Consider the following 23,127-nt stretch of genomic DNA (forward strand, 5'->3'; position numbering starts at 1 on the left):
TGATATTGATGGCGTTTTTATCATGATGGTAATGACAGCCTATATTCAACAAAATGGCATAAAATAGTTTAAATAATAAGGATTTAAAAAGTGGAATCCATGCTGACAGCCTTAGAAGCTGATATTGGACAAACTTCATTACGTGACCAACGGTTACTGAAAAAGCGTCTTCAAGGAATAGTTAAAATTCGTGATGAAAAATCACGAGTTGCGGTACTGAATGCGATAAAAGCGGATGTTGAAACAGCGAAACAAAAAATTTCGAACAAGCTGCTTAATCCACCTAAAATCGTCTATCCAGAAAATCTTCCTGTTAGTCAGAAAAAACAAGCTATTTATGATGCGATAAAACAGCATCAAGTGGTGATCATCGCGGGTGAAACAGGGTCCGGTAAAACGACTCAGATCCCCAAAATATGTCTGGAATTAGGGCGAGGCGTTAAAGGGCTAATCGGTCATACACAACCAAGGCGACTAGCCGCTCGTGCGGTAGCAACCCGTCTAGCTCAAGAGCTTGAAAGCGAAGTCGGAACTATTGTTGGTTATAAAGTTCGCTTTAGTGATCAAGTGAGTGATAATACACAAGTCAAATTAATGACAGATGGCATTTTGTTAGCAGAACTGCAAAATGATAGGTTACTGCTGCAATATGATACGATCATTATCGATGAGGCTCACGAACGTAGCCTAAATATCGATTTTATCTTAGGTTACCTGCGCCAATTATTACCTAAACGTCCTGATCTAAAAGTCATTATTACGTCAGCAACTATCGATCCTGAACGTTTCTCTCGCCATTTTAATCAGGCACCCATTATTGAAGTGTCGGGGAGAACTTATCCCGTTGAAGTGCGTTATCGCCCGATTATGGGGGATGATAATGACAGCGACCGCGATCAAATCGATGGCATCATTGATGCTGTAAATGAGCTTGGGCAGGAAAGCTCAGGGGATATTTTGATCTTTATGAGCGGTGAACGAGAAATCCGCGATACCGCTGATGCCTTGTCAAAATTACAATTGCGCCATACCGAAATTTTACCGCTATTTGCTAGGCTATCGAATAGTGAACAAAATCGCATATTCCACCCACATGGTGGGCGGCGAATTATTTTAGCCACTAACGTTGCTGAAACGTCTTTGACCGTGCCTGGCATCAAATATGTCATTGATACTGGTTATGCGCGAATAAGCCGTTACAGTGTTAGAACCAAGGTGCAGCGCTTACCTGTTGAACCGATCTCCCAAGCTTCAGCAAATCAGCGTAAAGGTCGCTGTGGTCGTGTTTCTGATGGTATTTGTATTCGTTTATATTCTGAAGAGGACTTTTTAAGTCGCCCAGAGTTTACCGATCCTGAAATACTAAGAACCAATTTGGCGTCTGTTATTTTACAAATGACCTCAATTGGCTTAGGAGATATTAGCGCATTTCCATTTGTCGAAGCTCCGGATAAACGTAATATTCAAGATGGCGTGAAGTTATTAGAAGAGCTTGGGGCTATTCAGGCGCATCAACAGAGTGAACGCGGTTATATATTGACGGATATTGGTCGTCAATTGGCGCAACTACCGGTTGACCCACGTCTCGCTCGAATGGTGATAGAAGCGAGAAAGCTAGGAGCAGTCAGGGAAACCATGGTGATTGTGGCGGCATTATCGATTCAAGACCCAAGGGAGCGCCCATTAGATAAACAACAAGCGGCAGATGAAAAGCATCGCCGCTTCCACGATAAACAATCTGATTTCTTAGCATTCCTTAATCTGTGGGATTACTTAAAAGAGCAGCAAACCGCTTTATCAAATGCGCAATTTAGAAAAATGTGCCGCCAAGATTTTTTGAACTATTTACGCATTCGAGAGTGGCAAGATCTCTATACTCAATTGAGGCAAGTTGTTAAAGAGCAAGGTTTTCCAATTAATAGTGCAGCGGCAGATTACCGGTGTATTCATACATCATTACTTGCTGGGCTGCTATCTCATATCGGTCAAAAAGATGTGGAAAAACCAGAATTTACAGGCGCTAGGAATGCAAGATTCACTATTTTCCCCGGCTCAGGTTTATTTAAAAAGCCCCCAAAATGGGCAATGGTCGCCGAGTTAGTAGAAACGTCAAAATTATGGGGGCGGGTGGCTGCAACTATTGAGCCTGAATGGATAGAGCCGTTAGCGGAGCACCTTGTTAAGCACCATTACAGCGAACCTCATTGGTCTAAATCGCAAGGTGCTGTGATGGCCTCTGAAAAGGTCACTTTGTATGGATTACCGATCGTCGCCGCGCGCCAAGTGAATTACGGGAAAATCGCCCCCTTATTGTGTCGCGAGCTTTTCATTCGTCATGCACTGGTCGAAGGGGATTGGGTTACTCGTCACGCATTTTTCAGGGAAAATCGTAAGCTATTGGCGGAAGTTGAAGATTTAGAACACAAGTCTCGTCGTCGTGATATTTTGGTTGATGATGAAACCTTGTTTGCGTTTTATGACCAGCGTATCCCTAATGATGTGATCTCTACTCGCCATTTTGATAAGTGGTGGAAGGTTGCTTCAAAACAGCAGCCCGATCTCCTGAACTTTGAAAAAAATATGTTGATCAAAGAGGATGCGGCGCACGTATCATTGCTAGATTATCCAAATTTTTGGCATCAAGGTGAGCTGAAATTCCGCTTAAGTTATCAATTTGAACCAGGAACGGAGGCAGATGGGGTGACAGTGCATATCCCATTAGCCATTTTAAACCAAGTACACAATGTTGGTTTTGAGTGGCAAGTCCCGGGGTTACGTCAAGAACTGATTATTGCGTTGATTAAATCATTACCTAAGCCTGTACGTCGGAATTTTGTGCCTGCACCTAATTATGCCGCGGCATTTCTTGAAAGAGTACCGACACCAGATGGTAGCCTACTTGATAAGCTTGAGCGTGAATTACGTCGCATGACAGGGGTGACTGTTGAGCGTGATGCTTGGCAATTAGACCAACTACCTAGCCATTTGAAAATGACATTCCGCGTAGTGGGTGAAAAAAATAAAACCATCGCTGAAGGTCAAGATCTGGATGAATTGAAAAATCGGCTCAAAGAAAAGGTACAAGAAACCCTTTCCGAAGTGGTTGATGATGGCATTGAACAAAGCGGCTTACATATCTGGAGCTTTGGTGAGTTACCTCAACGTTACGAACAGAAACGAGGAGGGTATTCTGTTAAGGCTTATCCGGCCTTAGTGGATGAAAGAAACAGTGTTGGGATCCGCGTTTTCGAAACCGAATTTGAACAACAACAAGCGATGTGGGGTGGTGTACGTAGGTTACTGTTACTGAATATTCCATCGCCAATTAAATACTTACATGAAAAACTCCCGAACAAATCTAAACTGGGATTATATTTTAATCCGTATGGAAAAGTTTTAGAGTTAATCGATGATTGTATCGCCTGTGGTGTTGATCAACTCATTGCGACTTATGGTGGCCCTGTGTGGACGGAAGATGGGTTTGGCAAGTTACAAGAGTTTGTGCGGGCTGAACTCAATGATGCAGTTGTACAAATCGCGAAACAAGTTGAGCAAATACTCACTGCGGTATTTGCAATCAATAAACGCTTAAAAGGACGCGTTGACTTTGCGATGGCAATGGCACTTTCGGATATAAAAGGGCAGATGTCTAACTTAGTCTTTAAAGGCTTTGTCACTGAACATGGTTGGAAACGGCTTCCTGACGTGCTCCGTTATTTGAATGGTATTGAGCGCCGATTAGAAAAACTGGCGATTGATCCTAATAGAGACCGCGCCCAAATGAGTAAAGTGGAGCATGTGACACAAATGTGGCAGCAATGGAAGGTGAAACTGACACCAGTACAACAACAATTACCGGAAGTACAAGAGATCCGTTGGATGATCGAAGAGTTGCGTATAAGCCTATTTGCACAGCAGCTTGGTACGCCGTATCCGATTTCGGATAAACGGATTATTCAATCAATGGAAAATTTAAGTCAGTCACTTTGATAAAATACAGAGTTAGATGATAACCTTCAAAACCCCATCATGATGCTAAAGATGGGGTTTTTTTATCGTTATCGGTTATGGATAAACAATTTGTAATGTCGCAGTTGCATTGGCTTTCCCCGCACTAACAGAGGGGTGGATTTGCACATATTGAGCTTCGAAATAAATGGCATAGGGGGAGCGGTCAAAGCTAGTTCCCAAATTAAAGACTTTATTTAGAGGGATTGGCTCACCTTGAAAACGCAGTTGTAAACCAATCCCTTGGGCGCTATCAGGTCTTTTATCTAGTGCAATCACAGAATGATCTGCACTGTGACTGGCTCGCCCACTAAGGATAATGCCCACAGGGGTTTCTCCACTACAATTTAGCGTAAGATAAAAAGAGACGGGGGCGGAATGGCTACCAATCCCCCTAAACTGGCTCTGTTTGACTTTCTTCATTTTTACTCGTTTATGTTTTTCGAGCAGTTCACAGCTAGGCGTAACAATCTTTGTATTTAGGAAACGATAACTTTGAACAGGTAAATGACCAATTGATGCTTCAATCAGACGATGAGAGCTAAGTATCCCTGAACCTGTGATGTTTTTTGTTTTCACCAATTGTACTCGGATCCCATTTAATGCATTACCACAATAGCTATAACGATGAGAGGTAATGTGGCAAGCATTGGGTGAGTCATTAACAAAAGGTAACTTATCTCGGCTAAATGCCGCTCCCTGTGAGATAAAGCGAAGGCCAATACCGTCAATATTTGTTTGATAAATTGAGTTATAACCATTTGATAGTAATGGGAACTGGCTATTTTCCCATTTTGCTTGAACGGGTGAGCGACAATCTACCATGATTGGATTGTCACTAAGACCGTTTAAGGTCACCTCTTGGATCACCGACCCTACCGCTAATCGATGAGGTACAGTTACCGTACCGAGGGATAACACAGTATGATGTGGCGTGAAATTTGGCACATATTGGCATTGAGAAGCATAAGCGTTATGTGTAACGAATATACAGCAAGGCCATAAACGAGAAATTAAAGTCATCATAAAGCTTCCTTGCGCTGACAAATCACCGGAACATGGTAAAACCCTTGATTCAGATCTGTTTCTAATAGTTGGTATTGAAATTCACATTGCTGCGATTGTTTTGCTCCCCATTTCAATTTTATTGTGCCTGATGGCTCAAGCCCACTTAAATAGACTTGGCCCATATCGTTAATAATTCCTACATTAATATCATTGCTTGTTAGTTCTCCTTTTTCTGTTACGAGGCTGGCAAGCGCACCAAAAGGGGCCAATTTCCCATCCGCAAGCCGAATAGTAAAGAAAGAGCGTTTGCCCCGTTTGACGGGGAAGTGAACCAGTACCAATGCCCCTTTCGTTGGTAAAATAGATTGAAAACTCGTTTCAATTTCAGTATCTACAGGTAAGGTCTGTGTATCAATAACAAAGTTATTACGCCGATAAGGTTGTAGCTGATTGATAATCGCATGGCCTTTGCTATCGGTATTGGTATTGAGTTGAGCATCCAAACGGACGTCTTGCGTATCAGGTACAACCAATAAAGCGGAAGTTTCCCCACGACTCGGTGTTAGCGTGATGCCATACGGATGAGCCACCACTGAACTTCGAAACCCATAGTGCAATTGGTGCTCTTGTTTGTAGCCATAACCCGCATTTAAAATAAATTTATTATGATGATACTGAGTATAAAATCGTGTGTCTGATTCATTTTTCGGCCTCATACAACAGCGGTTATTTAGAGAGTTATGCTGTAGAGTATAAGAAATAAAATTATCTTCTAGGATGGCTCCCGTTAATGTTGCTTGCTGGCTTTGATAGTTATTTGGCGCATATTGTGATTGGTAACTAAAATGCGTATTAGGCAACCAAGCGTTCACCGGAATAATTATGGAAGCAGAAAAGATATACTCTGGTTTTTGCTCAATGATAGAATAATTTGACTGGCAGTTAAGGCTAAAATGGTATTCGTTTATATTGCCTGAATAATTGAGATTATAGGCCCACTGATATCCTCTTTGCTCTCTAAACCTCTGTTGCGATGCTGATAATGATATATTTCCAAAATAACCTAACCCTTGTGATAAATGTAGCTTAATGATCTGTTGAGGGTAGGCGGTGTTAGATAAGTTTATTTTATCCAATACATCAGTGAACTGCCGTAACTTAGGGTTATCGGTCCATTGAACATTAAATGTAAACTCAGTTGCGGTGGGCGTGATTAACTTTGAATATTCAAACTGATAACTATTTGATTTATTTTTCTGACTGTAGGATTGTGTCCAATCAATAGTCAAATCGCCAATTTCATTGGCTGAAAATGAACTGCCTAATATCAGTGATTTAAAAGGTGATGAGAAAATAGAACCAGTATACGCAGTGATATTATTGTTAATACCATATTTTATTTCGCTATGAAAAAAATAAGGTGGTGCAGAGCGTGAGCGGTTAGAGACCATTCCACTGTTTAAGGCATAGCGAAATTGGCCTTTTTTGATCATCAGTGGCGAAGAAGAAAAAGGGTATTGGTATTGACGAACTCGACCACTAGACTCAGTGATCGTCATTTCTAAGACGCCTTTATGGGCTAATGGTTTTAATTGATTTAGTGTAAATGGCCCTGCAGGTAAATAATCATTATAAATGATAATATTATTTTGCCTTACAGTCACCTGAGCCGGACTATGATTAATGCCTTGTAATATGGGTGAATAATATGCATCATAATCCGGAAACATTAATTCATCATTAGAGAGTGAGATCCCTTTAAAAGAGTATGGGATAAAAAATGAGGAGGCAAGGTAATACTCGCCTAAGATAAATTGACTTTTTAATGACCTAATCGGGTAGGATAAAGTTGTATTATAACTCTCCCATTGTTGGTGTGAGTTTGAATAGACTAAATTATTTCTTAGGCGCCATCCTAGATAGTTAATACCATTTTGCAATGACAGGTTAAAGTTATTATTGTCATTAATGTACTTATTCGAGTTATAACTTCCGGATAGGTTATAATCAATATAAGCTGACGTTACGCCATCATCCCATTGTGATTGGAGGTTATTCTCATTAGTGTCACTATTTAAGTAATGATGAGGGATATTGATATCCAACGTTAAGTGATTAAGGTCAAAGTGATGAAAATAACCCTCGATAATTGTTGAAAGGTGGCTAGCTAGGTTGTCATTTTTATCAAACGTCATTGTATTTAATGTTTTTTCATGCAGGCCAATTTTTAATAATTGATTTCGACTGAATATTGGTACTAACTGTTGATCTATATATTGAAAACTTACATTTTCAGTAAATAGTCTAACATTGTTGACAATAACATCAACGGCATAAATCCCTTCGGGTTGATTATCTAGATTTAATATAATATTTTCAATGTCATTAATATTTTCAATGTTATCAAGTGCCTCAAGATTAAAATATTCAGCATATGCCAAAAGTGGAGTCGTGATTAAAAACAGCATTAATAAAGTGATATTATTTTTTTTCATCATCATTAAAGAGTTGTTGAGAAATTAATTGTGTTTTACCGCCATAATCATTTAATGCGCTCCAAGAAACAGAATTCAATTGAGGCAATACTATTTTCCAAGATAATTGCCCAAAGGGGGCTATCATGCCAGGCTCTGCAATCTCTTTACCATTAAGGTATAGTTCTCGCAGCGTAATATAGTGCCCAGTAGGATTTGTTGCCGTTACTTTTTGGTTATTATAGCTAAAGGTGACCTCTTTAAATGCAGATTCGGCACTGCTATTTAAAGATTCAGGCCGATAAAATAGCTTGAAACTGGATTTCACAACAATATGTAAATTATTTTCTGTATTTTCATGAATGGCAGGAAGAGACTTGATATGTAACCAGTAGAGAGTTTCTTGATCAGTTTGGTTTAATGGCGCCACTTTTATCACTCTTAATTTATTTAATGAGGCAGGTTTTAGCTTAAATAGTGGTGGTGTAATAATAAAATCATTAGACCGTTGATTATCTTTTTCAACCCATGATTGAATAAGGTAAGTCGTTTGCTCCTCAGGGTTCTCAATAGATAATGATATTTCCCTATCGTTTTCAGGATAAACAAACCGCGTGCCATTAATAATAATTCCGGCATAAGAGAGAAAAGGAAGCAATAATAAAAAGGTGACTGTTATTTTCATGATAATTAATGAGAGAGAAGAAAACCTCTCTCTCATCTCCTTTTTTATTGATAAATAATGCTGAAATGCGCTAATGCATCTGCTGAGCCGGGAATGATTTGATCACTGGTTGCAATATATTTAGCCACAAAATTCATTTCTACCGTTTTACTTGGGGTTATTTCTTTAAACTGGCTTCCCCCATTTAGTGGTATACGGCGAACACTATTTTCTTCATAAAGGCCTATTGCAATACCTGTTGCAGCAGGTGAGGTTGCATTTGGTGATAATCCTAATAAAGAAGGGTTAGCACTATCACTTTTACCATCAAACTTAAATTGAATTTTCTTATAATCGGTAGGGCAATTAGATAATGTTATTCTAAATGGTGTTGCTGCGGCAGCACTATTTTTATTAGTAAAAGCGGCTACAGAAACCTTCCCCATATTTACCACTTTATGTACAGAATTAGTATCAACAGAGCACGCCGTTGGAATTATACTGCCAACGAACTTTATTTCACCATCTGCTGAAAAAGAAATAGAATGATTAAAAAATAAAATAAGTAATATATATTTTAATAAACTGTTCATTGTATGACCTTGTAAATTATTTGCTGTGTGATTTCTATCAGTATATGTTGCTGATTGAGCGCAATATAATAAGTCTATTTTTTATGTTAAAAAGGGGTAAATTGGCGTGCACAAAACCAAATGATTTGATATCGACTTTCTTTTTCATCCTAAAATTTTGTTTTTAACATTTGCATTATGAAAATGATTTTCAGCATGATACTCCGTTTATTGTTCTTAAAAATTAAGAGTAGGGTATAACCGTTAAATTTTTAACGATTATAGCATCAAAACATACTACTTTAGTTACAACATACTAATTGTTTGGAGAGTACCTAATGAAACAACAGTGCCAATACAAAAAATAACGTGACTAGGCTAACTAAGAATTAAATGGGAAATCAATCCAAGGTAGGGTGAATAGGGGGGAAATGGTAAATCAGAGTCTCTATTTACTCCCTTTGCTAGTTTTAGCAGAGAGAGTAAAAACACAAACTGTCTGTATGGGAAATGAGCAAAACACTACAGTGTTTTACTTGTTACGCTATGCAAATAGGGCGAGCCATTGGTTTTTACGGCGTTTAAAGAGAATGGGTGTAACTCCTTTGAGCCTTTCTCATTTAACTTCTGGCGACATCTAATTTTTCTGGCACAGGCACTATTCGAAAAATGAAGCTTATTGATTTTTTTAACTTTAGCGCTAAAACCAATGTCTTGTGATGATTGAATTCTCTCATTTTTTGTTATGGTATATGAATGTTCATTACGTAATATTAAGTGCATGTTACCTCCTGAATGCAATCATTAGATAATATATGATTCACTTACAAATGATTTAAAAAAGCACTGCTAGAACTAATGAAGGAAGAAGTATCGATGAGATCACTACACTGAATACTAGAGCCTTTTCAGTGTAGTGATTGTAGTTGAAGCTAAAATAGATAGTAGGTTGCGGGCACTGCCCCCGCGATAATAGCCAGAGCGATAATCTTTTCAGCCATATTAAGTGGAGCTTGTTGGGATTGCTGAGTTCGCGCATACCAAAAAACAAGTATACCAGGCGCATATAAAACGACAGACAGCATAAGGTTGATCAGTCCAGAAGCATAAAGCAGCCAAAGACCATAGAGGCTGGCCACCATTCCAACCATCAGTAGCAGCTTATTATGGCGTTCAAAAGCGACTTTTATGAGAAAAGCACCCACTAAAAAGTAAGGAACCAAAATCATCTCAGAAGCGATTGTTAGGAGCGTATTGTAATTACTCCCACTTAGCCAAATTAAGACTAGAGAAAGCTGTACGGCACCATTTGTTAACCACAGGGAGGAGGATGGAGCATCATTCTTATTCAGTTTATTGAATATTTTAGGGAATGATTGATATTGCGCTGCGATATAAGGCACTTCGGCAGCCATAATTGTCCAACTCAGGTATGCTCCACACACAGAGATAATAAGCCCCGCTGCGATAATGATCTCACCACTTGAACCAATTAAACCTACCATTAAATTGGCCATTGATGGATTTTTTATTTCAGCAAGCTCAGCCCTTGGCATAAGGCCTAACGAGAGAAGGGTCACTAGGATATAGATGATTAATGCAGAACTAACGGCGAAAACAGTGGCTAAGCCAACATCACGGCGGTTTTTAGCGCGAGCAGAGACAACGACAGCTCCTTCGATACCAATAAACACCCACAACGTGATCAACATAGTGTCTTTAACTTGCTGCCAAACAGGCACTCCGAGGGAAATCCCACTAAAATCTGCATCGAACACATCAAGTTTGAAAGCGACAAATGCTAGGATAATAAATAGCCCTAATGGGATTAATTTTGCCATAGTGGCTAGCTTATTAATTCCCGCCGCCGTTTGAACACCACGCAACACTAAATAGTGCACAATCCATAATAAGATGGATTCACCAACTAAGGCTTGCCAAGTGTTACCATCGCCAAAAATAATCCTATCGGGTGTATCAGTAAAAAAGCTGATGGCCGCAAAAACGATAACTAAGTAAGAGACATTAGCGATAACCGCACATAGCCAATAACCCCATGCGGAACAAAAACCAATCAGTTCACCGAAACCTTCTTTTGCATAAGTAAAAATGCCCCCATCAAGATCTGGGCGTATACGAGAAAGTAGCAGTAGAGAGAAAGCTAAAAATAAAATGCCAATGCCTGTAATTGACCAGCCAATGATAAGTGCCAAAGGGCTGGCAACTTCAGCCATATTTTGTGGAAGGCTAAAGACACCTGCACCCACCATTGAGCTGAGAACTAATGCGGTGAGTGCTGTAAGACTGAGTGTATGTTTCAATGTATGTCCTGGTTATTCTACAATCAAAAGTTAAAATAACGTTAAATCTACAATTTTATAATGTATTTAAGCTGGAACAATTTTAAATTATAGATTGTTTATCTGTCGTACTGATAAAGTGAGGGGGATTCTACGAATGAAACGACGGTTATGCAATGGAAAACTATTCAGTTTGATAAGATTTTTATTCAGTGGGAAAATCAGCAGTCAAACGTTTTTTTCAGAAATAAAAAAGCCAGCTCGAAAATGGAGCTGGCTTGGTTAGTTAGTATACTTATTACTTAAAGAGGTCAGCGCTGATGGTTACGCTACCGCCATTTGACTGCCACTCACGTGTGATATGGAAGTATTTGGCACCTTTAGCTTCAGCACGTTTGGCAATTTGATAACGCACTTCTGGTGTATTGGTGTAATAACCCGAGAAAGTGATCGAATCAAATGGAACCATTTGTGCAGCAGCGGTTTTATTAACTTCTTCGATAACATAGCCACTTGGCAATGTTACGCTGGTTTTGCCTGGTGCACTGCTTGATGTTTCAAAGAAACGACCAACGGCAGTAGTTGGTTCTTCAGATGAAGCAACGCCAGGAATACGTACTTTTTTGGCGGCTTCACCACCTTCCGCTAATAATGCTTGACCCGCTTCTGAATCTGCTGGTACGACAGCTTCCTCTAGCTGAACTTGGCGCTTAGGCGCATCTTTTTTATAGACATAAGCGGTAGCTAGGGTATTTCCACCATCATTTACAGCGATGTTACGAACAACATAGAATGATGCTGCGCCTTTTTCTTTTGCTTTCTTCGCAATAGCTTCATAAAGATCAGGCTGAGAAGGGTAGAAACCACTGACGGTAACAGCATCAAATGGTTCATACTGTGTTGCGTCTGCTTTTGACATCTCTTCAACGCCACCAAATACGCGACGTTTGCTTTCTTCCACAGATTTTGCATCTTTTTGGTAAAGATCTGCAACAACGCGCATGTTACCGCTATCACCCACATCATCAAGGCTCTGGATATAGAAAGCGTAAGCGCCTAATTTATCAGCCCGGCGTGAGACGGCATCGGATGCTTCATAAATAGCATTAAAGCGCCCAGTCACTGTTATGCGCTCATAAGGTTTTAACTCTTCAGCCTGTTTGGGCGTCAGTTCAACAGCTGCCTGTACAGCAGTAATACTGGTTAATGATAACACCGCGGCTGCGATGGCCGTAGTTTTCAGCTTCATACAAAATCCTTCCGACTTGCGCAATTTATTTTAAAAGTGCTGAACTTTAGTTGTATCACATGGCTATGATTATTACACGTAACCAATCAAGTTGTCTCATAATTTTATTTTTTATAAGAAATAAATATTCATTGACTAGTCATAATTACCAGATTTTTTTAGCTATCCAGTATTTTATTGACCTAAAACTAAGATTTTCACTGCGAATTCCATTTACTGTTTAAGAATCGAGATCAATTATGGATCAAGAAGGTTATTTTCAGTAGGTTATTAGAACTCCATAGAACTGTTTTCGGCTAAAAATAGGACTTTTCTATCTAAGATGGTTAATTTTTAGCAAATTTAACAAATACAAAATTACTTTGGCTTTGAAAAGGGAACATTATGCGTATTGGTATACCTAGAGAACGACTTGCCAATGAAGCTCGTGTTGCTGCTACACCCTCGACGGTGACTCAACTGATTAAGTTAGGTTTCAGTGTCTGTATCGAAAGTGAAGCAGGACATTTAGCGAGTTTTGAGGATGCGGCTTATGAGCAGTCGGGGGCTGAGATTGTTGATCGTGACACCGCTTATTCAGCCGATATTGTTTTTAAAGTCAATGCACCACTAGACGATGAAATTGGATTATTGAAAGAAGGTGCAACGCTGGTGAGTTTTATCTGGCCAGCGCAAAATGCTGAATTGATGGATGCCTTAAAAGCAAGAAATATCAATGTATTCGCTATGGATGCAGTGCCGCGGATTTCCCGTGCGCAATCATTAGATGCCTTAAGTTCAATGGCAAATATCGCAGGTTATCGTGCAATTGTCGAAGCTGCTCATGAATTTGGTCGTTTTTTTACTGGTCAAATTACAGCAGCCGGTAAGGTACCGCCAGCGAAAGTGATGGTCATTGGTGCTGGGGTTGCTGGGCTGGCGGCAATCGGTGCTGCTGGTAGCTTGGGAGCGGTTGTACGTGCATTTGATACGCGTCCAGAAGTTAAAGAGCAAGTGCAAAGTATGGGGGCCGAATTCCTTGAGTTAGATTTCAAAGAGGAAGCAGGCAGCGGCGATGGCTATGCGAAAGTCATGTCCGAAGCGTTTATTAAGGCGGAAATGGCTTTATTTGCTGCACAAGCTAAAGAAGTCGACATTATCGTCACTACCGCACTCATTCCTGGGCGTCCAGCACCTAAATTAATTACCAAAGAGATGGTTGAGTCAATGAAACCTGGTAGTGTGATTGTTGACTTAGCGGCGCAAACAGGGGGGAACTGTGAGTTAACCCAAGCGGATAAATTGGTTGTGACTGATAATGGTGTCAAAATTATTGGTTATACCGATTTACCAAGCCGTCTACCGACTCAATCATCGCAATTGTATGGCACAAACCTTGTTAACTTGATGAAGTTACTGTGCAAAGAGAAGAATGGCGAAATCAATATTGATTTTGATGACGTTGTGATCCGCGGTGTTACCGTTATTAAACAAGGTGAAATCACGTGGCCTGCTCCCCCCATTCAAGTATCTGCTCAGCCGCAGGCGAAGCCTCAAGTGGCGGAAAAAGAAAAAGCGCCTGAGAAGAAGAAAATGTCGCCTGTAGTTAAGTATGGCTTAATGGCATTAGCGATCATTCTATTCGGTTGGTTTGCAAACTCAGCGCCAAAAGAGTTCTTATCACACTTTACGGTATTTGCTCTCGCTTGCGTTGTCGGTTATTACGTTGTGTGGAACGTAACACATGCGTTGCATACACCATTGATGTCTGTCACCAATGCAATTTCAGGCATTATTGTTGTCGGTGCAGTATTGCAAATAGGCTCGGGAGGATGGGTTAGTTTCTTATCTTTCATTGCCATATTGATTGCAAGTATCAATATATTCGGTGGGTTTACTGTTACCCAGCGTATGTTAAAAATGTTTCGTAAAGGATAAGGGGTAACGTATGTTGTCGAGTGGAATTGTAACGGCAGCTTATATTGTTGCTGCTATCCTATTTATATTCAGCCTAGCAGGGTTATCACGCCATGAAAGCTCTCAGCGTGGTAATACTTATGGTATTGCAGGTATGGCGATTGCTTTACTGGCTACCATCTTTGGCCCAGATAGTGCCAATATTGGCTGGATGATTGTTGCGATGGTCATTGGTGCAGTGATTGGTATTCGTCTGGCCAAAAAAGTTGAAATGACCGAAATGCCAGAATTGGTCGCTATTTTACATAGCTTTGTTGGTCTAGCGGCTGTTTTGGTTGGTTTTAATAGTTTTATTGCCAGTGAAGGTCATGCAGACGCGGTGATGGAAAATATCCATCTGACGGAAGTGTTCTTAGGCATATTTATTGGTGCGGTCACCTTCACAGGATCTGTGGTGGCTTATGGGAAATTGTCCGGTAAGATCTCATCGAAACCGATGATGCTACCTAATCGCCACAAACTAAACTTAGCGGCGCTTGTTGTCTCATTTGTGTTATTGCTGATCTTTGTTAAAACAAATAGTGTTGGTTTACAAGTCTTTGCCATGCTGATCATGACGGTTATTGCTTTGGCATTTGGCTGGCACTTAGTTGCTTCGATTGGTGGTGCAGATATGCCAGTTGTTGTGTCAATGCTGAACTCATATTCAGGTTGGGCAGCCGCTGCGGCAGGTTTTATGTTGAGTAATGACTTGCTCATCGTGACAGGAGCATTGGTCGGTTCGTCGGGTGCTATCCTCTCTTATATTATGTGTAAAGCCATGAACCGCTCCTTTATCAGTGTTATTGCTGGAGGCTTTGGTACAGATGGCTCCTCAACGGGTAATGAAGAGGAGATGGGCGAATACCGTGAAACAACGGCGGAAGAAGTGGCAGAATTATTGAAAAATTCAACCTCTGTCATTATTACTCCAGGTTATGGATTGGCGGTTGCTCAAGCACAATATCCTGTTCACGATATTACGGCTAAGTTGCGTGAGAGAGGCATCAATGTGCGTTTCGGTATCCACCCTGTAGCAGGGCGCTTACCTGGGCACATGAACGTCTTATTAGCTGAAGCAAAAGTACCTTATGACATAGTACTGGAAATGGATGAAATTAATGATGATTTCTCTGATACCGATACAGTATTGGTTATTGGTGCGAACGATACTGTTAACCCTGCGGCACAAGAGGATCCAAATAGTCCAATTGCCGGCATGCCAGTGTTGGAGGTTTGGAAAGCAAACAATGTGATTGTATTTAAGCGTTCAATGAATACCGGCTATGCAGGTGTACAAAATCCATTGTTTTTCAAAGAAAACACGCAGATGTTATTTGGTGATGCAAAAGCCAGCGTTGATGCGATTTTAAAAGCACTTTAATATACTAACCTCAAAAGCTCTGTAGGCAACTACAGGGCTTTTTTATGGGTAAAAATGGGTTGTATAAGAAACTATCTTATTAAAAATTCAGTCTATCTCATTATGTTGTGATTAGTTTCATTTTAATTTTAAAACCGGAGAATAGAAAATAGCCGTCATTTTATCGTCCACATGATGCTATTTTATTCACTTTAATCATAACGAGGAGGCCAATATTATGACTCTCAACTGTGTAAATAAGGCTTCCTCACGATTACCAATGGATTTGTTTCAGGATTGGACATTGATAATGGGTTAGCATTGGGAATTAAATAACGTATTACAATGAGTCGACGAGGGGGTAGCCGTTAATATCTCTGCTGAAGGTAAATTAGAGATATTTTCAATTAGATAGTTTTTATATTACCCAATATACAAATTTTATGAGTAATACTGCTGGCAAAAATAGTGGGGATACTAATTTTTGCGCATTGAAGCACTGAATGTGCATTCATTTATCGCAAAAGCGCTGAGTTACCTACAGCGCTTTTGCCACTTTAAAATAAATCTACTTAAGGTTGAGCGATAAAATTAATCATCATCAACCGTGATTGGGCAAACGAAACCATCAGGCTTAATCGCTAATAGGTCACATTTCAATTTGTCGATAACATGTTCTGCTGTATTCCCAAGAAAAGCTGCGGAAATCCCAGTTCTGCCTAATATACCTAGGACAACGACGCCGGCATGTAACTCCTCACAGATTTCAGGGATGATTTTCTCAGGTAACCCTTCACGGACGTGAGTGTATTTTTCATCAATCGAAAATTTCTGGCGTAATTCCTTCATGGCAATGAGATGTTGCCCACGTAGTGCATTGTTATAAAGGCTTGGGTCGAAATCAGGTAGTTCTATTGCAATATTCATTGGCGCAATAGGGTATGCGCTGACCAAATGAATTTCCTGATCTTTCACAATACGTGTTGCTAAATCCTTCGTTTTCTCAACCAACTTAATATTGAGGTCATCATGATAGGATTCTTCATTTGATAAATTGACGGCCACAACAACCGAACCATGATCTGGCCAGACTTTATCTTTAACCATCCATACAGGAGAAGGGCATTTTCTTAAAAGGTGCCAGTCCAGCGGCGTAAAAATAATCGACTCAAAGTTATCTGTTTGATGAGCCATTTTCAGAAGCAGGTCGTGTTCACCACTAATCACTTCCTGAATGATGGCTTCGTAAGGTTTATTATGCCAAATCACTTTAATTTCTATCTCAATACCTGCTTCCAGATAGAAATGCGCTTGTTGTTTAATCCAAGCAGCCTTTTGATTAATGACACCCTTACGCATTGCATCACGCTCTTCAGGTGATAGCAACGTGGTCATATCATAAGAGAGATCATAGATAGGTAAGAATGCTTTAATCCGTCCACCATTACGTTGCACTATGTAGACAGCACGTCGTAATGCTGGTTGATCATCCTGATTTGGGTCAATTGCAACTAGGAGATTTCTATAGTTTGCCATATTAAAATCCTCATAACGGCTGGACATTCCCTACTAAAGATAAACTAAGGTATTGAGGAAAAATAGGCAAGATTTGATGAAAAATAATAATGATGGGTCACAAAATAGTGACCCACCGAGAATTATGAACAAGAGACAGTGGAGACTTTACCTGCAATATCAGTCAGTTTTTCCATATCTTCAATAGTGATATATTTGCCTTTAACACTTAACATGCCGCTTTTTTGGAAACGTCCTAAAAGTCGACTAATCGTTTCAACGGTAAGGCCTAAATAGTTACCAATATCACCACGAGTCATCGTTAAGCGGAATTCTCTTGGAGAGAAGCCGCGCTCTGCAAAGCGATGAGATAGGTTAAGAATAAATGCAGCTAAACGTTCTTCCGCATTTTTCTTAGACAATAAAAGGATCATTTCTTGATCGCCTTTTATTTCGCCGCTCATCAAACGCATGATTTGTTGGCGTAGATTAGGCATCTTACCTGACAAATCATCGAGAGTTTCGAATGGGATTTCACAAACCATTGATGTTTCAAGAGCTTGTGCAAAACTTGGGTGCTGTGTATGTATAATTGCATCAAAACCAACCAGGTCACCAGCAAGATGGAAGCCTGTAATTTGCTCATCACCTTCTTCAGTGATGGTGTAACTTTTGATTGTTCCTGAGCGAATGGCATACAAAGAACGTAATTCATCGCCGGCTTTAAACAGCGCCTGACCCTTTTGAATCGGTTTTTTACGTTCAATGATATTATCAAGTTGATCCAGTTCATGTTCATTCAGTGTGAAGGGAATGCACAGTTGGCTAATACTGCAGTCCTGACAATGAATAGCACAACCACCAGACTGGATGCGACGAACAACTCTTTTTTCTGGGATCATATTAAATGCTCAATACAAGTTAAAATTATTGATATGAGTCAATTTTAACATAAGATAATGCAACTGATAAGTAGAAATATAAAACAGAAGTATCTCAAATAGAAAAGCGTATAAAAACAAAGTAGTTAATCAAATTACATAGTTCATTATAACATCATGATATTCCTTATTTAACTTAAATAACCATTAAGTTAAGTAAAAAATTCTTTAATAGATAAAAGGGGTTATCTATTAAATATCTATTTAAAAGATATATTTTGATAAATTTAAAAATTAACATTAGTTATAATATTTAAACAATAATGCAATATTCGACTTAAAAATGAAAACTTCAGAGGAGCATCAAATGGTAAATAATCCATTAAATATTCCCAATACGATGAAAGTAATAAATATCGCGGAGCACGGTGGAGCAGAAAAACTGCAAATAATTGAACAACCATTGCCCGTATTATCAGAGGGTTATTTATTGGTTAAAGTTGAGGCTGCTGGTGTTAATCGCCCTGATGTTCTTCAACGTATGGGGGCTTATCCGCCACCTCCAGATGCCTCACCTATTTTAGGGCTTGAAGTCGCAGGAACCATTGTTGCAAAAGCAGACGATGTTCAACAATGGCAGATTGGAGATAATATTTGTGCGTTAGTTGCTGGAGGTGGTTACGCCGAATATTGTCTGGTACATCAAGATATTGCATTACCATTAGGTCACTTATCATTTGTTGAGGGAGCGGCTATACCTGAAAACTTTTTTACTGTTTGGGCGAATGTTTTTCAGATTGGTAAATTGAAAAAGGGTGAAACAGTGCTCATTCATGGTGGAACATCCGGTATTGGATCCGTTGCTATCATGTTAGCAAAAGCATTTGGTGCCACGGTGATCACAACAGTCGGCTCAGCAGAAAAGGTAGAAGTCGCAAAATCATTAGGGGCGGACTGTATAATTAATTACCGAAACGATGATTTTGTTCAACACACTCTTGATTACACGCGTTCTCAAGGGGTTGATATGGTTGTTGATATTGTTGGTGGTGATTATGTGGATAAAAATTATCAAGTCGCCGCAAAATTCGGGCGGATCATTCAAATAGGAATGATGAAAGGTAACCCTAAGAGCCTCAATTTAATGCCTTTAATGATTAAACGTTTGATTCACACAGGGTCAACCATGCGTTCACGTACCGTTGCCGAAAAATCCAGCATCGCCGCAGAGTTAAAGCAGCACGTTTGGGGGATGTTGCAAAAAGGTGAATTAAAACCTTTTGTTAACAAAACCTATCCGTTAGACCAAGTGGCTGATGCTCATCGCCATATGGAATCTGGCGATCTTTACGGAAAAATAGTGTTAATTAACAAATAATTATTTTCCTATTGAGATTTATTGAGTCATGAAGATTTAATTTTTTCATGACTCATTGGCTTGCTCATTTATAACAAATGGTTTACATTTTCAAGTGGTTTTAGCGTAAATATCTCTTTACAGCAGACTAATTTTCGAAATTTTGTTCCTGCGCACAAATCCGATTGAAATAAATACGAGTTTATTAATATTTTAACAATTATGGATTATACCTATAGCTAAGTTGGCACATTAACGGCTTGCCTATCAATAAATAACCCAAAGATAATAAAGATAACAAGATCATTAATATATTGTTGTCTTTTAAAGATATGCATCCGTTATATCACTTTCCAATGATAGTAGTTACTTAAATCAAATATGCCATTAAAAGCATGGGCATGATTTAAAGGTGTAGTGATAATGACAAATTTTAATAACTCAAAAATGAATGTAGATGCTTTATTTCTAGGACCGAAATCTGAAAATGCAGTATTTTTCAGAGAGATGATGGAATATGCGGTAACGGAACATATGCATTGGCGTTCAGGCTACCACCCAGAAGACCCTGAATATGTGACAACGGTCGATCGTTATGCACCGGAATATAGGGATACTTTATATCGAACAGAAGGTATTTTAAATCAACTCTCTTCTAAGTTAAAAACAACATCAATCCCATGGTTTTCTCCTCGTTATATGGGCCACATGAACGCGGATACCTTAATGATATCGAATCTCGCGTACGTTATGGCAATGATGTACAACCCAAATAACTGTGCCCAAGAGTCTTCCCCCACCACAACAGTACTCGAGCTAGAAGCAGGGTTAGACCTGTGTGCAATGTTTGGTTATGACACTAATCAGTCATGGGGGCATATTACTTCAGGCGGCACTGTCGCTAATTATGAGGGGTTGTGGGTTGCTCGAAATATTAAAACGTTACCTTTGGCAATAGCTAAGCATCCTCAGGCTCGTCAATTACTAAAAGAGGATAGTGAGAAAGCGTTGCTGAATATGCCGACCTCTGCTGTTTTAGATCTTATCGATGATTTAAAGAAACAAGGATTATTTGAAGAAGTCAGAGATATGACTTGTCGTGGTGAAGGGGTAGAACAAGGGAAATTAGGTAAGCTATTAGTCCCACAATCTAAACATTACTCTTGGATGAAAGCGATGGATATTTTGGGGTTAGGACAACAAAATATCGTACAGCTCCCCGTCGATGCCAGTTATCGCACTGATACTGAGCAAATGAGACAAATTGTGTTTTCATTGATTGAACAAGGTGAGCCTATTTTAGCCGTAGTGGCTGTTGTAGGAACAACGGAAACGGGCGCGATTGATAATGTCGCAAAACTGATTGAATTGCGCAGAGAGTGCGAAGCGCGTTTTGGTGTCTCGTTTTATATTCATATCGATGCCGCTTATGCAGGCTATGCCTGTGCCATGTTCCGTGATGAGAATAATCAATTCCTTGATTATGATGTTTTGATTAAACGTTACCATCAGGAAGGTATTTTCCCCTCCGATGTTGTTTGGCCAAAGCCAGAGGTTTATCAAAGCTTCAAGGCATTACAAGAAGCGGACTCTATCACGGTTGATCCTCATAAAGTGGGCTTTATTCCTTATGCGGCAGGAGCAATCTGCATGAAGGATAAACGTATTGTTGATCTCATTTCTTATCATGCCGCTTATGTGTTTGAAGAAGTTGCAGAAAAAGGGCGTAAAGCAGAAAAGCAACAAAACGTATTATTAGGCTCTTCAATCATGGAAGGGTCAAAAGCTGGAGCCACGGCGGCGGCGGTCTGGGCGGCCCATCGGTTAGTTCCGCTAAATATTCTCGGTTACGGAAAAGTGATAGCAGCAGGAATAACCACAGCGAATTGGATCATTGAAAGTATCAATACCTGTGAGGCATTTGAAATCGAAGATAGAAAATTCGAAATTATTGCGCTGCCATCGCCTGATTTCCATATGGTCAACTTCATGTTTAAGGAAGTTGGTAATCAATCATTAGAAAAGCAGAATCAACTGAATAAGCGCCTTTATGAGTTGTGCTCATATGCCGCAGGCCGCTCTTATACGAATGACTTTTTAACTTCCTCAACATCCTTAACCTCGGAAGAGTACGGTGATAATCCACGAAATTTCTGTCGTGAGGCTGGCTTTAGTGATCAAGAGTGGGATAAGACTCAGTCATTATATGTATTAAGAGCCGCGATCATGACACATTGCTTACGGGATAAGCAGCATTTCACCGATTTTTGGCAAGAGTTGAAAAATATCTTTGAAGGCAAGTTGCAACAGCTTATAGATGAAGAAAATAAATTAAATCATTCAAAACAAAAAATAACGCTATAAACTTCTTGGCTAGGATCTCAATATGAAAAATCGCACACTTGGCAGTATTTTTATTGTTGCTGGCACTACGATTGGTGCTGGTATGCTTGCAATGCCGATAGCGGCAGCAGGTAATGGCTCCACGATAAGTTTAGCAATGTTGTTCGTGCTTTGGGCATTGATGTGTTACACCGCATTATTACTTGTCGAAGTCTATCAACATGAGTCCTCAGAAACGGGTATCGGCTCTGTTGCTCAGCGCTACTTAGGCTCAGGCGGTAAATTTATTACCGGTTTTAGTATGATGTTCCTGATGTACGCACTAACGGCGGCTTATGTTAGTGGTGCAGGGGAAATTATTACCTCCAACTTAAAAAGCAGTTTTGCTATTGAGATGGCTGATTGGATGGGGATTGTTATTTTTACGGTGATTGGTGGTGGTGTCGTGTGCTTTGGAACATCATCCGTTGATTTTATTAACCGTATTTTATTCGCAGCAAAAATTGTTTTTCTAGTCATTATCTTAGTGTTAATGATGCCACATGTTGAGCAGCAAAATTTATTGTCTGCACCAACAGAGAAAGTCTTGATCCTCTCGGCTATTCCTGTGTTTTTTACCTCATTTGGTTTCCATGGCAGTGTGCCAAGTGTTGTGAAATATATGGGCGGTGATGTGAAAAAATTACGGATAATATTTATTATCGGTAGTGCTATCCCATTAGTTGCCTATATTTTATGGCAGATTGCTACGTTAGGTAGCATTAACCCTACAACCTTTGTCGGCATTCTTGCAGAAAATTCAGGATTAAATGGCTTACTGGATGCTATCCGCAATGTTGTGATGTCGGAAAGAACCCAGTTTATTGCTCAGATGTTTATGAGTTTAGCGCTCGCCACCTCGTTTCTCGGTGTTGCTTTAGGGCTATTTGATTTCTTAGCGGATTTATTTAAGCGCCAAGATAATATGGAGGGCCGCCTGCAAACAGGATTATTAACTTTCTTGCCACCATTAGTCTTTGCGCTGTTTTATCCGAAAGGATTTGTCATGGCATTAGGTTTTGCGGCGATTGCATTATCTATTCTTGCACTATTGTTACCTAGCGCGATGGCATTTAAATCAAGGTTGTGTAATAAGCGTAAATATCAAGTTACCGGTGGCACACCTGCACTATTTATCGTGTTCTTGTGCGGTATTGTGGTGATCGGTGTTCAATTGGCAATTGCCTTCAAAATACTGCCAAACGTAGGGTAATTGACCTTTTCATTCAAATCAATAAAGCCAATCACGGACTCAACGGATTGGCTTTTTTTATTTCACGTCGATCATTGCTAATGCTTTTTTATCGATGGCATTTTATTAGTATCTCAATAAGAATAATTATCATTAGCATTTTATGCAAAAAAACAGATATATCTAAACTGGTAATCTTCAAAAAATCCACTATTATATTAGATATA

14 protein-coding genes are annotated in these 23,127 nt (G+C 39.7%); 6 read left to right on the plus strand and 8 right to left on the minus strand.

Features of this window, described 5'->3' with window-relative positions:
* The first annotated feature begins 99 nt into the window (after positions 1-99).
* Positions 100-3,990 (plus strand): ATP-dependent RNA helicase HrpA, encoded by a 3,891-nt coding sequence (gene hrpA / locus PR709_RS12125; protein WP_272570902.1) that lies wholly within the window; start codon positions 100-102, stop codon positions 3,988-3,990.
* Positions 3,991-4,065: 75 nt separating this feature from the next.
* Here the strand turns inward: hrpA and PR709_RS12130 are convergent, their stop codons facing one another.
* From PR709_RS12130 to ydgH, 6 genes are all read right to left on the minus strand, one after another.
* Positions 4,066-5,034 carry a fimbrial protein gene (locus PR709_RS12130; RefSeq protein WP_042116568.1) on the minus strand — a complete coding sequence of 323 codons (969 nt, stop codon included), beginning with the start codon at positions 5,032-5,034 and terminating at the stop codon, positions 4,066-4,068.
* On the minus strand, positions 5,031-7,517 hold the full coding sequence (locus PR709_RS12135) for a fimbria/pilus outer membrane usher protein (RefSeq protein WP_272570903.1): 2,487 nt from the start codon (positions 7,515-7,517) through the stop codon (positions 5,031-5,033). The genes PR709_RS12130 and PR709_RS12135 overlap by 4 nt, the downstream gene beginning before the upstream one ends.
* Positions 7,498-8,211: a fimbrial biogenesis chaperone gene (locus PR709_RS12140; RefSeq protein WP_081368619.1), complete on the minus strand. Its 714-nt coding sequence runs from the start codon at positions 8,209-8,211 to the stop codon at positions 7,498-7,500. Before PR709_RS12140 ends, PR709_RS12135 begins: the two co-directional genes overlap by 20 nt.
* Positions 8,212-8,219: 8 nt before the next feature.
* Positions 8,220-8,747, minus strand: coding sequence for a fimbrial protein (locus PR709_RS12145; protein WP_004919568.1), 528 nt, complete (start codon positions 8,745-8,747; stop codon positions 8,220-8,222).
* Positions 8,748-9,658: 911 nt separating this feature from the next.
* Positions 9,659-10,996: a basic amino acid/polyamine antiporter gene (locus PR709_RS12150; RefSeq protein WP_004919572.1), complete on the minus strand. Its 1,338-nt coding sequence runs from the start codon at positions 10,994-10,996 to the stop codon at positions 9,659-9,661.
* Between the two features lie 328 nt (positions 10,997-11,324).
* Complete coding sequence (ydgH, locus tag PR709_RS12155; RefSeq protein WP_004919577.1) at positions 11,325-12,275, minus strand: DUF1471 family protein YdgH; 951 nt, start codon at positions 12,273-12,275, stop codon at positions 11,325-11,327.
* Positions 12,276-12,659: 384 nt separating this feature from the next.
* Between ydgH and pntA the strand changes: the two genes are divergently transcribed.
* Both pntA and pntB read left to right on the plus strand, forming a co-directional pair.
* Positions 12,660-14,192 carry a Re/Si-specific NAD(P)(+) transhydrogenase subunit alpha gene (gene pntA / locus PR709_RS12160; RefSeq protein ID WP_004919579.1) on the plus strand — a complete coding sequence of 511 codons (1,533 nt, stop codon included), beginning with the start codon at positions 12,660-12,662 and terminating at the stop codon, positions 14,190-14,192.
* Positions 14,193-14,205: 13 nt separating this feature from the next.
* Positions 14,206-15,594, plus strand: a complete 1,389-nt coding sequence (gene pntB / locus PR709_RS12165) for a Re/Si-specific NAD(P)(+) transhydrogenase subunit beta (protein WP_014658317.1) — start codon at positions 14,206-14,208, stop codon at positions 15,592-15,594.
* Between the two features lie 570 nt (positions 15,595-16,164).
* On the opposite strand, the gene uspE is transcribed toward pntB, so the two are convergent.
* Both uspE and PR709_RS12175 read right to left on the minus strand, forming a co-directional pair.
* The gene (gene uspE / locus PR709_RS12170) at positions 16,165-17,109 is read right to left on the minus strand and encodes a universal stress protein UspE (RefSeq protein ID WP_014658318.1); all 945 of its coding nucleotides are present in this window, start codon (positions 17,107-17,109) and stop codon (positions 16,165-16,167) included.
* A 122-nt stretch (positions 17,110-17,231) separates the two neighbouring features.
* A complete protein-coding gene (locus tag PR709_RS12175) occupies positions 17,232-17,990 on the minus strand; it encodes an FNR family transcription factor (protein WP_004919586.1) in 759 nt (252 codons plus the stop codon).
* Positions 17,991-18,336: 346 nt separating this feature from the next.
* On the opposite strand from PR709_RS12175, the gene PR709_RS12180 reads away from it, so the two are divergent.
* The 3 genes from PR709_RS12180 (at position 18,337) to tyrP (ending at position 22,921) form a co-directional block, all read left to right on the plus strand.
* Entirely contained in the window at positions 18,337-19,347 is a 1,011-nt protein-coding gene (locus PR709_RS12180; RefSeq protein WP_042116570.1) for an NAD(P)H-quinone oxidoreductase, read from the plus strand.
* Between the two features lie 402 nt (positions 19,348-19,749).
* A complete protein-coding gene (locus tag PR709_RS12185) occupies positions 19,750-21,690 on the plus strand; it encodes a pyridoxal phosphate-dependent decarboxylase family protein (RefSeq protein ID WP_004919591.1) in 1,941 nt (646 codons plus the stop codon).
* An 82-nt stretch (positions 21,691-21,772) separates the two neighbouring features.
* Entirely contained in the window at positions 21,773-22,921 is a 1,149-nt protein-coding gene (gene tyrP, locus PR709_RS12190; RefSeq protein WP_306463368.1) for a tyrosine transporter TyrP, read from the plus strand.
* Positions 22,922-23,127 lie beyond the last annotated feature (206 nt).

Source organism: Providencia sp. PROV267 (assembly GCF_028477825.1).
GTDB lineage: Bacteria > Pseudomonadota > Gammaproteobacteria > Enterobacterales > Enterobacteriaceae > Providencia > Providencia stuartii.

Bases quoted from the DNA above. Each gene is read 5' to 3' on its own strand.
- PR709_RS12175 (WP_004919586.1), bottom strand. From the start codon at position 17,990: ATGATCCCAGAAAAAAGAGTTGTTCGTCGCATCCAGTCTGGTGGTTGT.
- ydgH (WP_004919577.1), bottom strand. From the start codon at position 12,275: ATGAAGCTGAAAACTACGGCCATCGCAGCCGCGGTGTTATCATTAACC.
- PR709_RS12185 (WP_004919591.1), top strand. From the start codon at position 19,750: ATGACAAATTTTAATAACTCAAAAATGAATGTAGATGCTTTATTTCTA.
- tyrP (WP_306463368.1), top strand. From the start codon at position 21,773: ATGCTTGCAATGCCGATAGCGGCAGCAGGTAATGGCTCCACGATAAGT.
- PR709_RS12135 (WP_272570903.1), bottom strand. From the start codon at position 7,517: ATGATGATGAAAAAAAATAATATCACTTTATTAATGCTGTTTTTAATC.
- PR709_RS12180 (WP_042116570.1), top strand. From the start codon at position 18,337: ATGGTAAATAATCCATTAAATATTCCCAATACGATGAAAGTAATAAAT.
- uspE (WP_014658318.1), bottom strand. From the start codon at position 17,109: ATGGCAAACTATAGAAATCTCCTAGTTGCAATTGACCCAAATCAGGAT.
- PR709_RS12150 (WP_004919572.1), bottom strand. From the start codon at position 10,996: ATGGTGGGTGCAGGTGTCTTTAGCCTTCCACAAAATATGGCTGAAGTT.
- pntA (WP_004919579.1), top strand. From the start codon at position 12,660: ATGCGTATTGGTATACCTAGAGAACGACTTGCCAATGAAGCTCGTGTT.
- PR709_RS12130 (WP_042116568.1), bottom strand. From the start codon at position 5,034: ATGATGACTTTAATTTCTCGTTTATGGCCTTGCTGTATATTCGTTACA.
- PR709_RS12140 (WP_081368619.1), bottom strand. From the start codon at position 8,211: ATGAGAGAGAGGTTTTCTTCTCTCTCATTAATTATCATGAAAATAACA.
- PR709_RS12145 (WP_004919568.1), bottom strand. From the start codon at position 8,747: ATGAACAGTTTATTAAAATATATATTACTTATTTTATTTTTTAATCAT.
- hrpA (WP_272570902.1), top strand. From the start codon at position 100: ATGCTGACAGCCTTAGAAGCTGATATTGGACAAACTTCATTACGTGAC.